This window comes from Arthrobacter sp. HS15c (assembly GCF_040812005.1).
GTDB lineage: Bacteria > Actinomycetota > Actinomycetes > Actinomycetales > Micrococcaceae > Arthrobacter.
The window spans coordinates 141,291-155,098 of record NZ_JBFOHM010000006.1; the positions used below are offsets into that span (position 1 = coordinate 141,291).

Sequence of the window (13,808 nt, forward strand, 5' to 3'; positions counted from 1 at the left end):
AGGGACATGAGCACGAACGTCTACTTCGAACAGTACGGCGATCCGGAGGTTTTGAAGGTCGGGCCGGAGGACCTGCCCGAACCCGCGGCCGGCGAGGTGCGGGTGGAGTTCCGCGCCATTGGAGTCAACCCGACGGACTGGAAGCTGGTGGCAGGGCACCTCAGCAAAGTGGCGCCGCTGGACCTCCCTGAAGTGCCGGGCAGCGAGGCCGCCGGAGTGGTGACGGCGGTGGGGCCCGCTTTTGAAGGCTTCACCGTGGGGGACGAAGTCATCTGGAGCGGCTTCACGGGCGGTTACCGCATGGAGGCCGTTGTGCCCGCCGATCAGCTCACGCCCCTGCCCGCCGGCGTCGATTTTGAACAGGCTGCCTGCATTCCGGTGGCTGGGGGCACGGCTTACTCGGCCTTGAAGCAGCTGGGCGTAGGCCCGGGTGACACCGTGCTGATCCACGCGGCGGCCGGAGGTGTGGGCTCCGCCGCCGTCCAAATTGCCCAGGCCTTTGGCGCACGCGTGATTGGCACAGCGTCGGAAGCCAACCAGGATTACCTGCGGGAGCTGGGCGCGGAGGCCGTTCCTTACGGGCCCGGCCTGACGGACCGCATCAGGTCCGCCGCTGAGGAGGCCGGAGCTGTCACCGCCGTGCTGGACGCCGTGGGGACTGAGGAGTCCGTGGCCGCAACAGTCGAACTCCTCCCGGACCGCGGCCGGGCCGTCATTACCGCTCCGGGCAAACAGTCAAAGGAGGCCGGGATTGCCGCCGTGCAGCAGCAGGAGGGCCGGATCATGGACGTGGCCACGCTCGCAGCGGAAGGCCTGATCACGTTCACCATCGCGCATCGGCTGCCGCTGGTCGAGGCGGCCGAGGCGCTGGAACTGAGCCGCAGCGGCCACGGCCACGGCAAGATCGTCCTGCTGCCCTAAAAGAAGCCTCTGATCCGGATGGCGCGGCGCCTGACCGGAGCCACGGGGGTTCAACGGGTGCCCGGTCCAACGTCGTCATGCGCTTCGACCAGCCACGCTGCGATGTCGGCGTCCAACTGGTCAGCTGCGGCGAAGCTGAAGCGGTGCGTGTACACCTTCATGGTGGTGGGAAAGCTTAATAGCAGGGCCGGATGGTCCACCTGCCGCAGCAGGTCAATGGCCACTTCCAGCCGCCCGGACATGATAAACGCGGCGGCGAACACGCGCCGGTCCGCCCACGCCACCTCCGTGCGGTGGACGCGCTCCTCGCATTCGCCGGCGGCAAGAACCAGCGCGCGGAACAGGCGGAAAAGTTCGACGGCGGCCGGCGGCTTCCCCGCAAGGTACGTGTCGACGTCGTGGGTCATGCCCGCCTAGAGGTCCGCCCGGGCGCCCCGGAACCTTAGTCCTTCCACCAGGTGTCGAAGATCGTGACGGGCACGGTGCGCTTGTGGCGGGTGCGCAGGTACTTTTCTTCGATCTTTTCGGCTACCTCGTCCGGCACGTCGCGGCCCTCGAGGTAGTCGTCGATCTGGTCGTACGTGATACCCAGCTCGTCCTCGTCGGTGCGCCCGGGCTTGCCGTCCAGGAGGTCCGCGGTGGGCACTTTCTCCCAGACGCGTGCGGGGGCTCCCAGCTCGGCCAGGAGTTCACGGTTCTGGCGCTTGTTCAGACCGAACAGTGGCAGGATGTCCGCGCCGCCGTCGCCGTATTTGGTGAAGAAACCGGTGACTGACTCGGCGCCGTGGTCGGTGCCGATGACCAGGTAGTTATGTTCGCCGGCCAGCGCGTACTGGGCAATCATCCGGGTGCGCGCCTTGGTGTTGCCCTTGTGGAAATCGGAAATCCCGTTTCCCACTGTCTTTTCGAACTCGTCCTCGAAGCCGTCCACGGCGGCGGAGATGTTGAAGGTCCACTCAGTCTTGGCCTGGACAAAGTCCAGAGCGGCCTGTGCGTCGTCCTCGTCGTGCTGCACGCCGTAGGGCAGGCGGACAGCCACGAAGTTGGCCTCCACGCCTTCGGCCTCCAGCTCCTCAACGGCAAGCTGGGCCAGCCTGCCGGCGAGCGATGAGTCCAGGCCGCCGGAGATTCCCAGGACAAAGCCCTTGGTGTGTGTTGCCTTGAGGTAGTCCTTAAGGAAAGCCACGCGTTTGCGCACCTCCCCGACGGGATCGATCCGGGGCTGCACGCCCATTTCTTCAACGATTTTGGCCTGGAGTTCGCGCATGTGTCCCAGCCTAGCCAGCAGTGTCAATAACGCTCAACTGTGTCCTCCGGAGCCGGCCCCGTGGAGCCGCGGACGGTGAGGTGGGTGGGCATTACGGAGCGGTTGCGCGTGCCGCCGCCTGCCAGCGGGTTCAGCTGGGCCAGCAGCACGGAGACAGCCACGCGGCCTGCCTGTTCGATGGGGGAGGCCATGGTGGTCAGCGGCGGATTGCAGAAGTCCGCCCCGAAAATGTCGTCGCACCCCACAATGCTCATGTCCTCAGGTACACGGAGACCGCGTTCGCGCAGCCGCTGCAGCATCCCGATGGCAATCAGGTCGTTGAACGCAATGCAGGCCGTGACGCCGGAGTGGACAGCGGCGTCCGCTGCGGCCGCACCGGACTGGGTCTTGGGCGCGAACGGCCCAAGCCGGCGGACTTCGACTCCGCGTTCCTCTGCCGCCCCGGCCAGGGCGGCCCATCGCCGCGTGCTGGACTGGGACGTGGTGGGCCCGGCAATGTAGGCAATCCTGGTGTGGCCCAGCGAAACGAGGTGGTCCAGTGCCTGGCTGGTGGCCGAGGGAGTGTCGATGATGACCGCCGGAACGCCCGGAACGTCCCGGTTGATGGCCACCAAGGGCATGGTCGCGGCCGCTGCGAGCAATGCCTCGTCGCTCAGCCGCGACGCGGCAACGATGATTCCGTCAGCGCTCTTGCGCAACTGGTCAACGGTGGTGGCCTCGACCTCGTCGGACTCCTCCGTGTCCACCAGCAACTGGGTGTACCCGGCCGCCTTGAGCTGGAGCTGGGTTCCGCGGATCAGGTCAAAGTAGAAGGGGTTGGTTATGTCCGGCACCAGTACCCCGACGGCGGACGTCCGGCCTGAGCTCAGCGCCTTGGCCTGGATGTTCGGCCTGTAATTCAACGCTGCCGCCGCGGCTTCGATTCGTTCGCGGGTACGGATGTTGACCCGGTCCGGTGTGGAAAGCGCGCGGGAAACGGTTGAAGCCGCAACTCCGCACCTGGCAGCGATGTCGTGGATCGTGGCAGGGCGGTCGGTTCCTGCGGCTTGCGTCGCCATGGCGCTCCTCTCTGAACGGAATGACGGGGGCGGCTATGGCCGTTGCCACAGTTGCATCCGCCAAGAATGCCACAATCCGCCAATTTTTGGCAATCGGTTGTCATTGATTGGCATCAAGCCTAGACTTGCGGGAGCACCGCTCTGTGAACCGAGTCACCCACGCGCCGTAGCTGGAATCCACGGCTTCCCCTGCCGCGAGGGTTCTACCGAGGAGATTCCCTTGACCCAAGCACCATCCGCAACCTGGCAGCTCTCAGGATTCGGCGACGAAATTGATCCGGATCCGGCCATTCAGGCGTCTGTGCTGCTCGCACTGGGCGCCAGCCATATCGAGGTCCGCAGCGCTTGGGGGACGAACGTCTCCGAGCTGACACCGGACCAGGTTGCCGCGCTCAAGGAAATTCTCGATGCCAAGCGCCTCAAGGTCTCGGCGGTAGCCAGCCCCATCGGCAAGGTGGATGTGAGCCTCCCCGTGGAGCATGAGGTGGAACGGCTCCGCCAGATCATCGCCGTGGCCAAGGGCCTGGATACCAACTACGTCCGGATCTTCTCGTTCTACCGGGCCGACGGCCTGACCCCCGAAGACATCCGCGACGACGTCCTGGTCCGCATGGGTGCCCTGGCAACGCTCGCTGAGGAATCCGGCGTCGTGCTCCTGCATGAAAACGAAAAGGACATCTACGGCGATACGCCGCAGCGTGTGCTGGACATCATGGAATCCGTGAACTCTCCGGCCCTGCGCGTCGCCTGGGACAACGCCAACTTCGTGCAGGTGGGCGTCAAGCCGTACACCGACGGGTACGCCATACTGCGCCCGTACCTCGAGTACCTCCAGGTCAAGGATGCGCTCGCCACCACCGGCGAAGTGGTGCCGTCCGGTGAGGGCGACGGCGAACTCGACGCCACCATCGCCGCGCTCAAGGCTGACGGCTTCTCCGGTTTTGCGTCACTGGAGCCCCACCTTGCCAGCGCGCATGAGCTGGGCGGCTTCTCGGGACCGGTGGCGTTCGGCATCGCCGCCCGCGCCTTCGCCGCACTCGCCGCGAAGAACGGGGTTGAACTCTCTTGAGCACAACGGCGGCGGTCATCGGCTGCGGCGACGTTTCCGCCGTGCACTTAGAAGCGATTGCAAAGCTCGACGGTGTCTCTCTGGTTGCGGTCTGCGATGCGGATCCGCAGCGGCTGGCTGCCGCCGTGGCCGCGTATGGCGTCCCCGGCTTCGCCGACCATCTGAGTCTCATCGAGGCAGTCCGGACCGACGTCGTGCATATCTGTACTCCGCACGACCAGCATGCGTCGGTGGCAGCGGACTGCCTGGAGCGCGGCGTGAACGTCATCGTGGAAAAGCCGCTGGCACACACCCTGGCGGAGGGGCGCCGCCTGGTTGAGGCCGCCTCTGCAGGCAGGGCGAAGATCGCCGTCTGCTTCCAGAACCGGTACAACGCCACGGCGCAGGCCATGCATGCCCTGCTCGCATCCGGTGAACTCGGGCCAGTGGTGGGTGCATCCGCAACGGTCATGTGGCAGCGGGCCCCTGAGTATTACCAGAGCAGGCCATGGCGGGGGACGTGGGCCGGCGGCGGCGGTGGCCTCATGATGAACCAGGCGATCCACACCGTTGACCTGCTGCAATGGCTGGTGGGCGACGTCGTCACGGTCACGGGAAATGCTTCCACGCGGTTCTTGGGCGGCACCATCGAGGTGGAGGACACCGCAGAATTCGTCGCAGAACATGCCAACGGTGCCCGGAGCGCGTTTTATGCCACCCTGGCCAATGCCTTTAATGCGCCGGTGACACTCGATGTGGTCACCGAGAGGGCGGTCCTGAGCCTGCGGGGCGACCTCACTGTCACCCATGATGACGGGCGCGTGGACGTCATTCCGGAGCGAAAGAGCGACTCCGGCGGCCTGTCCTACTGGGGTGTCTCGCACGAGCTGCTGATCAGCGACTTCTACGCCCGGCTGGACGAGGCCGAACCGTTCTGGATCAGCCCCGCAGAAGCCGAAAAATCGCTGCGCATCATCAAAGACGTCTACCGGCAGAGCTACCCGGATTCGGCTCACAAGGTTTCCTGAGCAAACGGGCACGATGGCCCTAAAGGGGTCAGAAGACAACGGAGGACCACCATGGCCAGCACAGCCAAAATCGGCGTACAAGCGATGATGCTGAAAGACAGTTTCGCGGAGATCGGGGCGTTCGAAACGCTCCGCAAGGTCTGCGCAATGGGCTACAACGCCGTCGAGATCTCCCAGATCCCGATGACCCCGGAAAACGTCGCTGAACTGGACCGTTCCCGCACCGAACTGGGGATGGACATCGCGGCACTTTCCGTGGCCATGGAGACCCCCAAGGGCCGGCCCGGCGATTCACTGACGGAGCACTTCGACAAGATTGTGGACGACGCCCAAAGCCTGGACTCGAAGCTGCTGCGGATCGGCATGCTGCCGTTCGACGCAATGACATCCATCGGTGCGGTGATCAATTTCGCCAAGCAGGCCAATGAATATGCCGAGCGTCTGAAGGAGCAGGGCCTGGGCCTTTACTACCACAACCACCACATCGAGTTTGCGAAATTCGATGGCAAGTTCATGCTGGACATCATTGCCGAGAACTCCCCAGCGATGGGCCTGGAAATCGACGTGCACTGGGTACAGCGCGGCGGCTTGGATCCGGTCCGCACCCTGGAAAAGTACGCTGGCCGCACAGCCATGGTCCACCTCAAGGACTACCGCATCGGCCAAATGCCGGAAGCGGCTATGGGGCTCCTGGATTCCGGAGACTTCGCCGGATTCATGGCCGAATTCAAAAACGTGGTCCAGTTCGCCGAAGTGGGCGAAGGAAACCTGGACTTCGCGTCCATCATCCCGGCCGCGCAGGCTGCAGGCGCCGCGTATCTGCTGGTGGAGCAGGATGAACTTTATGGCCGGACAGTCTGGGAAGCGCTGCAGATCTCCTACAACAACCTGATTGCCCTCGGCCACTCCGGGCTTTTCTAAGCAACGACGGTTTCAAGCAACTGGTTTCGACAAGCTCAACCAACGAAAAGGATAAATAACTGTGAGCAAGAAAGTACGCCTCGGCATCATCGGCCTGGGCCAGCAGGGCGGCGCCTACGCCAGGTTCATCACAGACGGCATGGTCCCCAACATGGTGGTCGGGGCTGTCTGCGACACCGATCTGGCCAAGAAGGAAGTTGCCTTGGCCGCCTACCCGGACGCCCCCTTCTATGACGACTACATCGCCATGCTGGAAAGCGGTCACGTCGATGCAGTGGTTACGTGCGTCCCGCATTTCCTCCACCCGGAAATGGGCATCGAAACGCTCAAGCGCAACATCCACGCCCTCGTGGAGAAGCCCGCCGGCGTCTACACCAAGCAGGTCAAGGAACTGAACGAATTCGCGGCCTCCAAACCCGAGCTGTCCTTCGCCATCATGTTCAACCAGCGCAACAACCCGCTGTACCGCAAGCTCAAGGAGATCGTCGAAAACGGCGAGATCGGCACCATCCGCCGCACCAACTGGATCATCACCAACTGGTGGCGGCCGCAGGGCTACTACAACTCCAGCGAATGGCGCGCCACGTGGGGCGGCGAAGGTGGCGGCGTCCTGGTCAACCAGGCACCGCACCAGCTGGACCTGTGGCAGTGGATCTGCGGCGTGCCCAAATCCGTCTATGCCAAGGTGGCCTACGGCTTCCGCCGGGACATCGCCGTCGAGGATGAAGTCACCGCGGTGGTTGACTACGGTGACGGCGCCACCGGCGTCTTTGTCACCGCCACGCATGACCTCGTGGGAACCGACCGCTTCGAAATCCTGGGCGACCAGGGCAAGATCGTCGTCGAAAACTCCAAAACCGCCACCGTAACCCGCATGGTCAAGCCCGAGCGTGAACTCAGCGACGCCATGGACATGGACGAAGTCCGCAAGCTCTTTAGGGGCGAGCTGAACCCCGAGCAGTACTACACCACCGAAGTGATCGAATTCGAGTCTGTCTGGGGCGGGCAGCACGCCGGTGTCCTGGAGAACTTCGCCGCCAACATCCTGGACGGCACCCCGCTGCTCGCGCCGGGCTCGGACGGCATCAACGGCGTCCGCTTGGCCAACGCCATCCACCTGTCCAGCTGGACCGGGACCGAAGTGGGCCTGGACTTCGACGAGGACGTGTTCCTGGCCGAACTGAACAAGCGCATCGCCGACGAGGGCAAGTTCCCCGAACGCTCCTAGCGATCCATTGCGGGCCGGTTGCTGCCATGCCATGGCAACCGGCCCGTTTTTGTTGCCACCCGGTCTACGATGGAGCGGTGACTGAATCGACGAACTCCGGAGCAGCAGCCGCTCCCGCCAAACGCGGACGGGGTGACAAATCAGCCGCCACCATCTACGACATTGCCAAAGTTGCCGGCGTCAATCCGTCCACCGTTTCCCGTGCGCTCAGCAAGCCGGGACGGGTCAGCGCCAAGACGCAGAAGCTTATTGAGGATGCGGCTGCCGAGCTGAACTACCAGGTCAACCCGTTCGCCCGGGCGCTGCCGACGGGCCGGACCAGCACCTTCGGCCTGATCGTAGCGGACATCACCAACCCCACGTTCTTCGACATCATCCGCGGCGCCGAAACCACCGCCACCGTGCGGGACTACACCCTGGTGCTTGCCGAGTCCGCCGAGTCCGCGGTCACGGAACTGACGGCGGCCCGGCGGATGATGGCCACCGTGGACGGCCTCATCCTGGCCAGCCCCCGGATGGACGACGACGACATCCGAACCCTCGCCCGGGACAAGCCGGTGGTAGTCATCAACCGCGAGGTCGACGGCGTGCCGTGCGTTGTCCCCGAGGTTCGGAAGGGCATCGGGGAGGCGGTGCGCAGCCTCGCCGCCAACGGCCACCGCAAGATCGCTTTTGTTGCCGGGCCCCCGAAGTCCTGGATGTCCGCCCGGCGCTGGGAAGGAGTCCGGGCCGCCTGTGACTGGTCCCGGCTGGAGGCAGTGCGGGTGGAGTCCAGCAAGCCAACGGTCGACGGCGGCAGGCAGGTGGCGCGCGACGTCCTGGCCACCGACGCCACGGCAGTCCTGACTTATAACGACCTCCTGGCCATAGGCCTCATGCAGGAGCTGCAGGCGGGCGGCATGGTGGTGCCGGATGACATCAGCATTGTGGGCTTCGACGACATCTTTGGTGCGGACTTCACCACACCGCCGCTGACCACCGTGCGCTCGCCGCTGGGGGAGTGTGGCTCGGGAGCCGCCAGCCTGCTGCTGGACCTGCTCCACGGCAACGGGGATCCGGTGGGCACCCTCCGCGTGGAAACCGAACTGGTCCTGCGCGGCTCCAGCGGACGGCTCGCACCCAAGGGCTGACGCCGAAGGGGGAGCCCCGGGCTGAGGTCCTGAAGCCTGGAGTCACACAGCAGTGAAAATCCCGACGGAAACAAGAATGGCAAGTTTTGGCAACCGGTTGACAAAACTGGGATGCAACCCGGACTATTGACCTATGTCACAGTCGATCGCCGCCAACCCAGACCGGCTCCTCCCCGCTGATCCCGGAACCCGCCGCATTGCGCGCGAGCTCCTGCAGCGGGTCGAGGACCTCCCCATCCTTTCCCCTCATGGGCACGTTGACGCCGCAGTCATCGAGCACAACACCCCGTTCCCGGACCCGGCGGCGCTGCTGGTCAGCCCGGACCATTACGTCACCCGCCTGATCCACGCGAGCGGTGTCCCGCTGGACCGGGTGCGCGGCACGGCAACCGGCGAACCGGACTCCCGAACGGTTTGGCGCGAGTTTTGCAAGGCGTGGCCCCTGTTCGAAGGCACCGCCTCCGGCTACTGGCTCCGGACCCAGTTCGACAGCGTCTTCGGCCTGCAGCAGGAGGTCAGCGCCGAGACCGCCGACGCCAGCTACGATGCCATTTCGGCCAAGCTGCTGGAGCCGGGTTTCCGTCCCCGCCAGCTCTTCAAGGACTTCAACATCGAGGTCCTGGCCACCACGGATGATCCCCTGGACAGCCTGGCCAGCCACCAGGCAATTGCCCAGGACCCCACATTCCATGGCCGCGTCCTGCCCACCTTCCGTCCGGACGCCTACCTGAACATCGCGCACCCCACCTGGTCAGCGAACGTTGACCGCCTGATCGCGGCAGCGGGCGACGGCGGCACCGGCTACGGGGGCTACATCACCGCGCTGGAGAACCGGCGTCGTTACTTCGTGGAGCACGGCGCCGTCTCCGCCGACCATGGCGTCCGCACTCCCGCAACGCTGAAGCTTGACGCCGCCCAGGCCGCGGCCCTGTTCGAACGCGCTCGATCAGGGAAGGCCACGGCGCAGGACCGGGACGCCTTCGAAGCGCACATGATGTACCAGATGGCGCGGATGTCTGTCGCGGACGGCCTCGTGATGACTATCCACCCCGGCTCCTACCGCAACCACCACGAACCTACCTTCAACACGTTCGGCGCCGACACCGGCCACGACATCCCTTTCGCGATCAACTACACCGAGGCCATCCGCCCCGTGCTGCAGGACTTCGGCACCGCCAAGGACTTCCACCTGGTGCTGTTCACCCTGGATGAGACCGTGTTCTCCCGCGAACTCGCGCCGCTGGCGGGCTTCTACCCGTCCGTGTACCTCGGCGCGCCGTGGTGGTTCCTGGACGCACCGGACGCCATGCTGCGCTTCCGCTCGGCCGTCACCGAAACAGCCGGCTTCTCCCGCTCCTCGGGCTTCATCGACGACACCCGTGCGTTCTGCTCCATCCCCGCCCGCCATGACGCGTCCCGCCGGATCGAAGCGTCCTTCCTGGCCCGGTTGGTAGCAGAGCACCGCGTCAGCGAGGACCGCGCCCACGCACTGATCGTTGACCTGGTGGACGGTTCGCCCCGAAGGGTGTTCAAGCTGTGAGCATCGAACTGCAGCCCGGTGCGCAATCCGCCGTCGGCCTTCCCCAACTCAACCGCCGGCTGCGCCCCGCCGCCAAGGCCCCCGTGCGGATCGTGCACCTGGGCCTTGGTGCCTTCCACCGCTCGCACCAGGCCTGGTACACCCACCAGGCGTCTGACGCCGCGGACTGGGGCATCGCAGCTTTCACTGGCCGCCGCCCGGACGCCGCGCTGGCGCTGGCTGAACAGGACGGGCTGTTCACAGTGGTGGAACGCGCCGACTCTGGCGACTCCTTCACCGTGGTCAGCAGCATTGTGGAGGCCGTGGACGGAGCCGACGTGCAGCGCCTGGTGGAGCTGGTGGCGGCCCCCGCCACCGCCGTCATCACACTGACCATCACCGAGGCCGCCTACCGTATAGGCTCCGACGGCCTGCTGGATAGCGGAGCGTCCGACGTCGCCGCCGACCTTGCGCTGCTGGCTTCCGGCAGCGGATATCCGGCGACGCCGCTGGGCCGGCTGGTGCTCGCCATCGCCGCCCGCCGGGCTGCCGGCGCGGGACCGCTCGCCGTCGTCTGCTGCGACAACCTCTCGGACAATGGCACCGTTGCCCGCAATGCCCTGGCGGGCTTCGCCGGCGCGTGGGATGCAGGCCTTGCGGAATGGATCGACGCCAACATCAGCTTCGTCAAGCCACGGCACCGAAAGCCGCGGAACCGAAAGCCACGGTACCGAAGGGACGCTTCACGCGGACCTGGTAGTGGCCACGGACGGGCGGCATTCCGTGCTGCGCCGGGCCGCCGGCCTGCAGCCAACGGATTATCCGGTTCCCTTTGACACCTGGTGGTTCAAGCTCCCCCGCCATGCTTCGGAAAAAGGTGCGGTGGCGGGCATCGTTCCGGCCTTCCGGGATGGCGAAGCCATGATCGCCCTGTTCCGCGACGACTACTACCAAATGGGCTACCTCGCCCCCAAAGGAGACAGCGCCCGGATCCGCTCCGAAGGGGTGGAACGGTTCCGGGAACGCGTTGCCGCACTCCGGCCGGACCTGGCGGACCGCGTCGCTTCCATCCGTTCGCTCGATGACCTTCACTGGCTGGATGTCCGGCTGGACCGGCTGCGGCGCTGGTATGTGGACGGGCTGTTGTGCATCGGCGACGCCGCCCATGCCATGTCCCCCGTGGGCGGCGTGGGCATTAATCTGGCCATCCAGGATGCCGTGGCGGCGGCGTCCCTGCTGGCGCCGGCACTTCTGAGCGGGCACGTGGGCGTGCAGGAACTCGCTGCGGTGGAACGGCGGCGCCGGATGCCAACCATTGTTGTCCAGACCGTCCAGCGCATCATGCACCGGGCAGTGTTCGTCCCGTTGTTCGCCGGAAGAACGCCCGGCCCTCCGCCGGCCCTGCTGTTCGTCCTCCGGCACGCTCCGGTGGCGCGGCGGATTCTGCCGCGGCTCATCGCCTTCGGACCCCGGCCGGAACACGCACCCGGCTTCGCCCGCCGCTAAACTGGAGACCATGACTTCCCCTCTTGATGCCACTGCCGCACGTGCCCGCCTTCTTGAGCTGATCAAGGAGCTCGCCGTCGTCCGCGGCAAGGTGATCCTGTCCAGCGGAGCGGAGGCCGATTACTACATCGACCTGCGCCGCATCACCCTCCACCACGAGGCTTCCAAGCTGGTGGGCCAGGTCATGCTGGCACTGGCGGACGACGCCGGGATCGACTTTGAGTGCGCCGGCGGTCTGACCATGGGTGCCGACCCCGTGGGGACCGCCGTGATGCACTCCGCGGTGGACGCCGGCCGCACCGTGGACGCCTTCGTAGTCCGGAAGGCGCAGAAGTCCTATGGCATGGGCCGCCAGGTCGAAGGCCCGTCCGTCGACGGACGGAAAGTGCTGGTGCTCGAGGACACGTCCACCACCGGCGGCTCGGCTCTCACCGCAGTTGAGGGCGTCCGCAAGGCCGGCGGCAACGTGGTGGCCGTGGCCGTCATCGTGGACCGCGACACCGGTGCCAAGGAAAAAATTGAAGCCGAAACCGGCGTGCCGTACCTCTTCGCTTTCGGCAAGGACGAGCTGGGACTTTCCTAGTCCGGCTCCAGCCGGCACCGGCGTAAGCTGGTGTCGGTTGGACTGGCGCAGGGGGTCGTCCTAGTATTTGCTCAACCCTCGTCTGCAGCTATTGGAGAACGCGCCATGCTCCCACCGGAACTTCCGTTGAACACCACCGAGCAGGTCCAGAACCTCATCCTGGACAGCGCGGACTTTGAGCAGTTCCTCAACGAGTTGGCCAGGTTTTCGGCCCACCAGGTGGCAGGCGACGGCGACGACGCCCTGTGCGGCATCACGCTCCTCCGGGACCGGAAAGCTGCCACCATCGGCTGGAGCAGCGATTCCGCCCGCGAAGTGGACGAGATCCAGTACTCACTCTCCCAGGGCCCGTGCCTGACCGCGGCCGAGGAGGAACGCGAAGTCAACGTCCCGGACCTCTTCGAGGAGGACCGCTGGGGCCCGGACTACGCCAACGCTGTCGCGTCCCATGGGCTGCGTTCGGTGCTGTCCCTCCCGTTCCACCTCCAAGGGGAAGCGAAAGCGGCCCTGAACCTCTATTCGGACGTACCGCACAAATTCGACGAACGTGCCGCGGCCAAGGCCCGGGGCTATACGCGGGAAATCTCGCAGGCGCTGCGATTGGCTGTCAGGTTTTCACTGCATACCGACAGCGCCGCCAACCTGCGTGCCACCCTGGAGTCCCGCACCATCATCGACATCGCCGTGGGCATCGTGATGGCACAAAACCGCTGCAGCCAGGATGCGGCAGTCCAGATCCTGACGGAAGCTTCGAGCAACAGCAACACCAAGCTGCGGGATATCGCAAGGTCACTGGTGGATTCCGTCGGCGGGGCAGGCACCCGAACGCATTACCAGGAGCCCGGCAAAGCCCACACAGGCTAGGCAACTTCTGCGGCTTGTGCCGGGGTGTTGCGGAGGATACGCTTGCCGAGGTTGAGCCGTCGGCCATAGACACCCTTATTTGGAGTACCTATGGACCGCAAATTGCACGCCCTCGCTACGCGTGACGTTCTCACAGACACCGTCAGGATTGATATCCGTGGCAGCCTCAATGAAGAATCCCGCCCGGCACTTGTGAACATGGTCCGACGTGTTCGGGCCATGGGCATTCCCTCCCACATCCACGTGGACCTCTCCCGGGCTGCCTTCGTGGAATCGGCGGCGCTGGCGGGCCTTCGCAGCGACCTCAACGCCATCGACGGGGCCGCTCTTCCCGGTATGGCCGGGGGAGGCGTGTCGCTGGTGCTGACGCCGCTGGCAGATACGGCCCCGCCGGAAGCTGGCGTCAACGAACTGTCGCTGGCCATCACCGATGAACTCACGGACGGTTTCGCGGCCAGCGCAGACCGGGACGCCCAGGCTCCCGTTGACGCGATGTTCGGACGACCCCTCAGCGAGTATTCCGACGACGAACTCCTCGCCGCCAGCGACTCGATCTTTGCGCTGCTCGATGAGCCTGAGGCGTTTGCCGGCTCCGACTTGCTGGCCAGGTATAACGAGATCGGCCAGGAAATATCACGCCGGAGGCCGGTTGAAGGCCTGCACGACCCCGCCGGGGAGGGCCTGGCGGCCAGCTGACCCGGCCCGGCCTAACCGGGGGTTGCAGCAGGGGCTCCG

At 65.6% G+C, this 13,808-nt stretch carries 14 protein-coding genes and 1 pseudogene; 12 read left to right on the top strand and 3 right to left on the bottom strand.

Annotated elements, in window-relative coordinates; all coding sequences use genetic code 11:
• Positions 1–6: 6 nt before the first annotated feature.
• Complete coding sequence (locus ABV518_RS11530; RefSeq protein ID WP_367767225.1) at positions 7–921, top strand: NADP-dependent oxidoreductase; 915 nt, start codon at positions 7–9, stop codon at positions 919–921.
• A 50-nt stretch (positions 922–971) separates the two neighbouring features.
• Here the strand turns inward: ABV518_RS11530 and ABV518_RS11535 are convergent, their stop codons facing one another.
• The 3 genes from ABV518_RS11535 to ABV518_RS11545 are packed head-to-tail and all read right to left on the bottom strand — an operon-like array spanning position 972 to position 3,246.
• Positions 972–1,328, bottom strand: coding sequence for a DUF5655 domain-containing protein (locus tag ABV518_RS11535; RefSeq protein ID WP_367767226.1), 357 nt, complete (start codon positions 1,326–1,328; stop codon positions 972–974).
• Positions 1,329–1,363: 35 nt separating this feature from the next.
• Entirely contained in the window at positions 1,364–2,188 is an 825-nt protein-coding gene (gene nadE, locus ABV518_RS11540; RefSeq protein ID WP_131133442.1) for an ammonia-dependent NAD(+) synthetase, read from the bottom strand.
• A gap of 23 nt (positions 2,189–2,211) precedes the next feature.
• The gene (locus ABV518_RS11545) at positions 2,212–3,246 is read right to left on the bottom strand and encodes a LacI family DNA-binding transcriptional regulator (RefSeq protein ID WP_367767227.1); all 1,035 of its coding nucleotides are present in this window, start codon (positions 3,244–3,246) and stop codon (positions 2,212–2,214) included.
• 220 nt (positions 3,247–3,466) lie between these two features.
• Between ABV518_RS11545 and ABV518_RS11550 the strand changes: the two genes are divergently transcribed.
• The 11 genes and pseudogenes from ABV518_RS11550 (at position 3,467) to ABV518_RS11600 (ending at position 13,769) form a co-directional block, all read left to right on the top strand.
• The gene (locus tag ABV518_RS11550) at positions 3,467–4,315 is read left to right on the top strand and encodes a sugar phosphate isomerase/epimerase family protein (protein WP_367767228.1); all 849 of its coding nucleotides are present in this window, start codon (positions 3,467–3,469) and stop codon (positions 4,313–4,315) included.
• A complete protein-coding gene (locus ABV518_RS11555) occupies positions 4,312–5,322 on the top strand; it encodes a Gfo/Idh/MocA family protein (protein WP_367767229.1) in 1,011 nt (336 codons plus the stop codon). The genes ABV518_RS11550 and ABV518_RS11555 overlap by 4 nt, the downstream gene beginning before the upstream one ends.
• A 51-nt stretch (positions 5,323–5,373) precedes the next feature.
• Positions 5,374–6,243, top strand: coding sequence for a sugar phosphate isomerase/epimerase family protein (locus tag ABV518_RS11560; RefSeq protein WP_367767230.1), 870 nt, complete (start codon positions 5,374–5,376; stop codon positions 6,241–6,243).
• Positions 6,244–6,304: 61 nt separating this feature from the next.
• A complete protein-coding gene (locus ABV518_RS11565; protein WP_367767231.1) occupies positions 6,305–7,471 on the top strand; it encodes a Gfo/Idh/MocA family protein in 1,167 nt (388 codons plus the stop codon).
• A gap of 77 nt (positions 7,472–7,548) precedes the next feature.
• Positions 7,549–8,601: a LacI family DNA-binding transcriptional regulator gene (locus ABV518_RS11570; protein ID WP_367767233.1), complete on the top strand. Its 1,053-nt coding sequence runs from the start codon at positions 7,549–7,551 to the stop codon at positions 8,599–8,601.
• A 133-nt stretch (positions 8,602–8,734) separates the two neighbouring features.
• On the top strand, positions 8,735–10,141 hold the full coding sequence (gene uxaC, locus ABV518_RS11575; protein WP_367767234.1) for a glucuronate isomerase: 1,407 nt from the start codon (positions 8,735–8,737) through the stop codon (positions 10,139–10,141).
• Positions 10,138–10,809: pseudogene (locus ABV518_RS11580) on the top strand (mannitol dehydrogenase family protein); the annotation flags it as partial. The gene uxaC and the pseudogene ABV518_RS11580, both read left to right, overlap by 4 nt.
• Positions 10,766–11,626, top strand: coding sequence for an FAD-dependent monooxygenase (locus ABV518_RS11585; RefSeq protein ID WP_367767235.1), 861 nt, complete (start codon positions 10,766–10,768; stop codon positions 11,624–11,626). The pseudogene ABV518_RS11580 and the gene ABV518_RS11585, both read left to right, overlap by 44 nt.
• 10 nt (positions 11,627–11,636) lie before the next feature.
• Positions 11,637–12,209 carry an orotate phosphoribosyltransferase gene (pyrE, locus tag ABV518_RS11590; RefSeq protein WP_131133452.1) on the top strand — a complete coding sequence of 191 codons (573 nt, stop codon included), beginning with the start codon at positions 11,637–11,639 and terminating at the stop codon, positions 12,207–12,209.
• A gap of 105 nt (positions 12,210–12,314) precedes the next feature.
• A complete protein-coding gene (locus tag ABV518_RS11595; RefSeq protein WP_367767236.1) occupies positions 12,315–13,073 on the top strand; it encodes a GAF and ANTAR domain-containing protein in 759 nt (252 codons plus the stop codon).
• 90 nt (positions 13,074–13,163) lie between these two features.
• The gene (locus tag ABV518_RS11600; RefSeq protein WP_367767237.1) at positions 13,164–13,769 is read left to right on the top strand and encodes a hypothetical protein; all 606 of its coding nucleotides are present in this window, start codon (positions 13,164–13,166) and stop codon (positions 13,767–13,769) included.
• Positions 13,770–13,808: the final 39 nt, after the last annotated feature.

What these genes read in the sequence shown, in the direction of transcription:
- nadE (WP_131133442.1), bottom strand. Translation starts at nt 2,188, where the DNA reads ATGCGCGAACTCCAGGCCAAAATCGTTGAAGAAATGGGCGTGCAGCCC.
- uxaC (WP_367767234.1), top strand. Translation starts at nt 8,735, where the DNA reads ATGTCACAGTCGATCGCCGCCAACCCAGACCGGCTCCTCCCCGCTGAT.
- ABV518_RS11600 (WP_367767237.1), top strand. Translation starts at nt 13,164, where the DNA reads ATGGACCGCAAATTGCACGCCCTCGCTACGCGTGACGTTCTCACAGAC.
- ABV518_RS11560 (WP_367767230.1), top strand. Translation starts at nt 5,374, where the DNA reads ATGGCCAGCACAGCCAAAATCGGCGTACAAGCGATGATGCTGAAAGAC.
- ABV518_RS11595 (WP_367767236.1), top strand. Translation starts at nt 12,315, where the DNA reads ATGCTCCCACCGGAACTTCCGTTGAACACCACCGAGCAGGTCCAGAAC.
- ABV518_RS11530 (WP_367767225.1), top strand. Translation starts at nt 7, where the DNA reads ATGAGCACGAACGTCTACTTCGAACAGTACGGCGATCCGGAGGTTTTG.
- pyrE (WP_131133452.1), top strand. Translation starts at nt 11,637, where the DNA reads ATGACTTCCCCTCTTGATGCCACTGCCGCACGTGCCCGCCTTCTTGAG.
- ABV518_RS11535 (WP_367767226.1), bottom strand. Translation starts at nt 1,328, where the DNA reads ATGACCCACGACGTCGACACGTACCTTGCGGGGAAGCCGCCGGCCGCC.
- ABV518_RS11545 (WP_367767227.1), bottom strand. Translation starts at nt 3,246, where the DNA reads ATGGCGACGCAAGCCGCAGGAACCGACCGCCCTGCCACGATCCACGAC.
- ABV518_RS11585 (WP_367767235.1), top strand. Translation starts at nt 10,766, where the DNA reads ATGCAGGCCTTGCGGAATGGATCGACGCCAACATCAGCTTCGTCAAGC.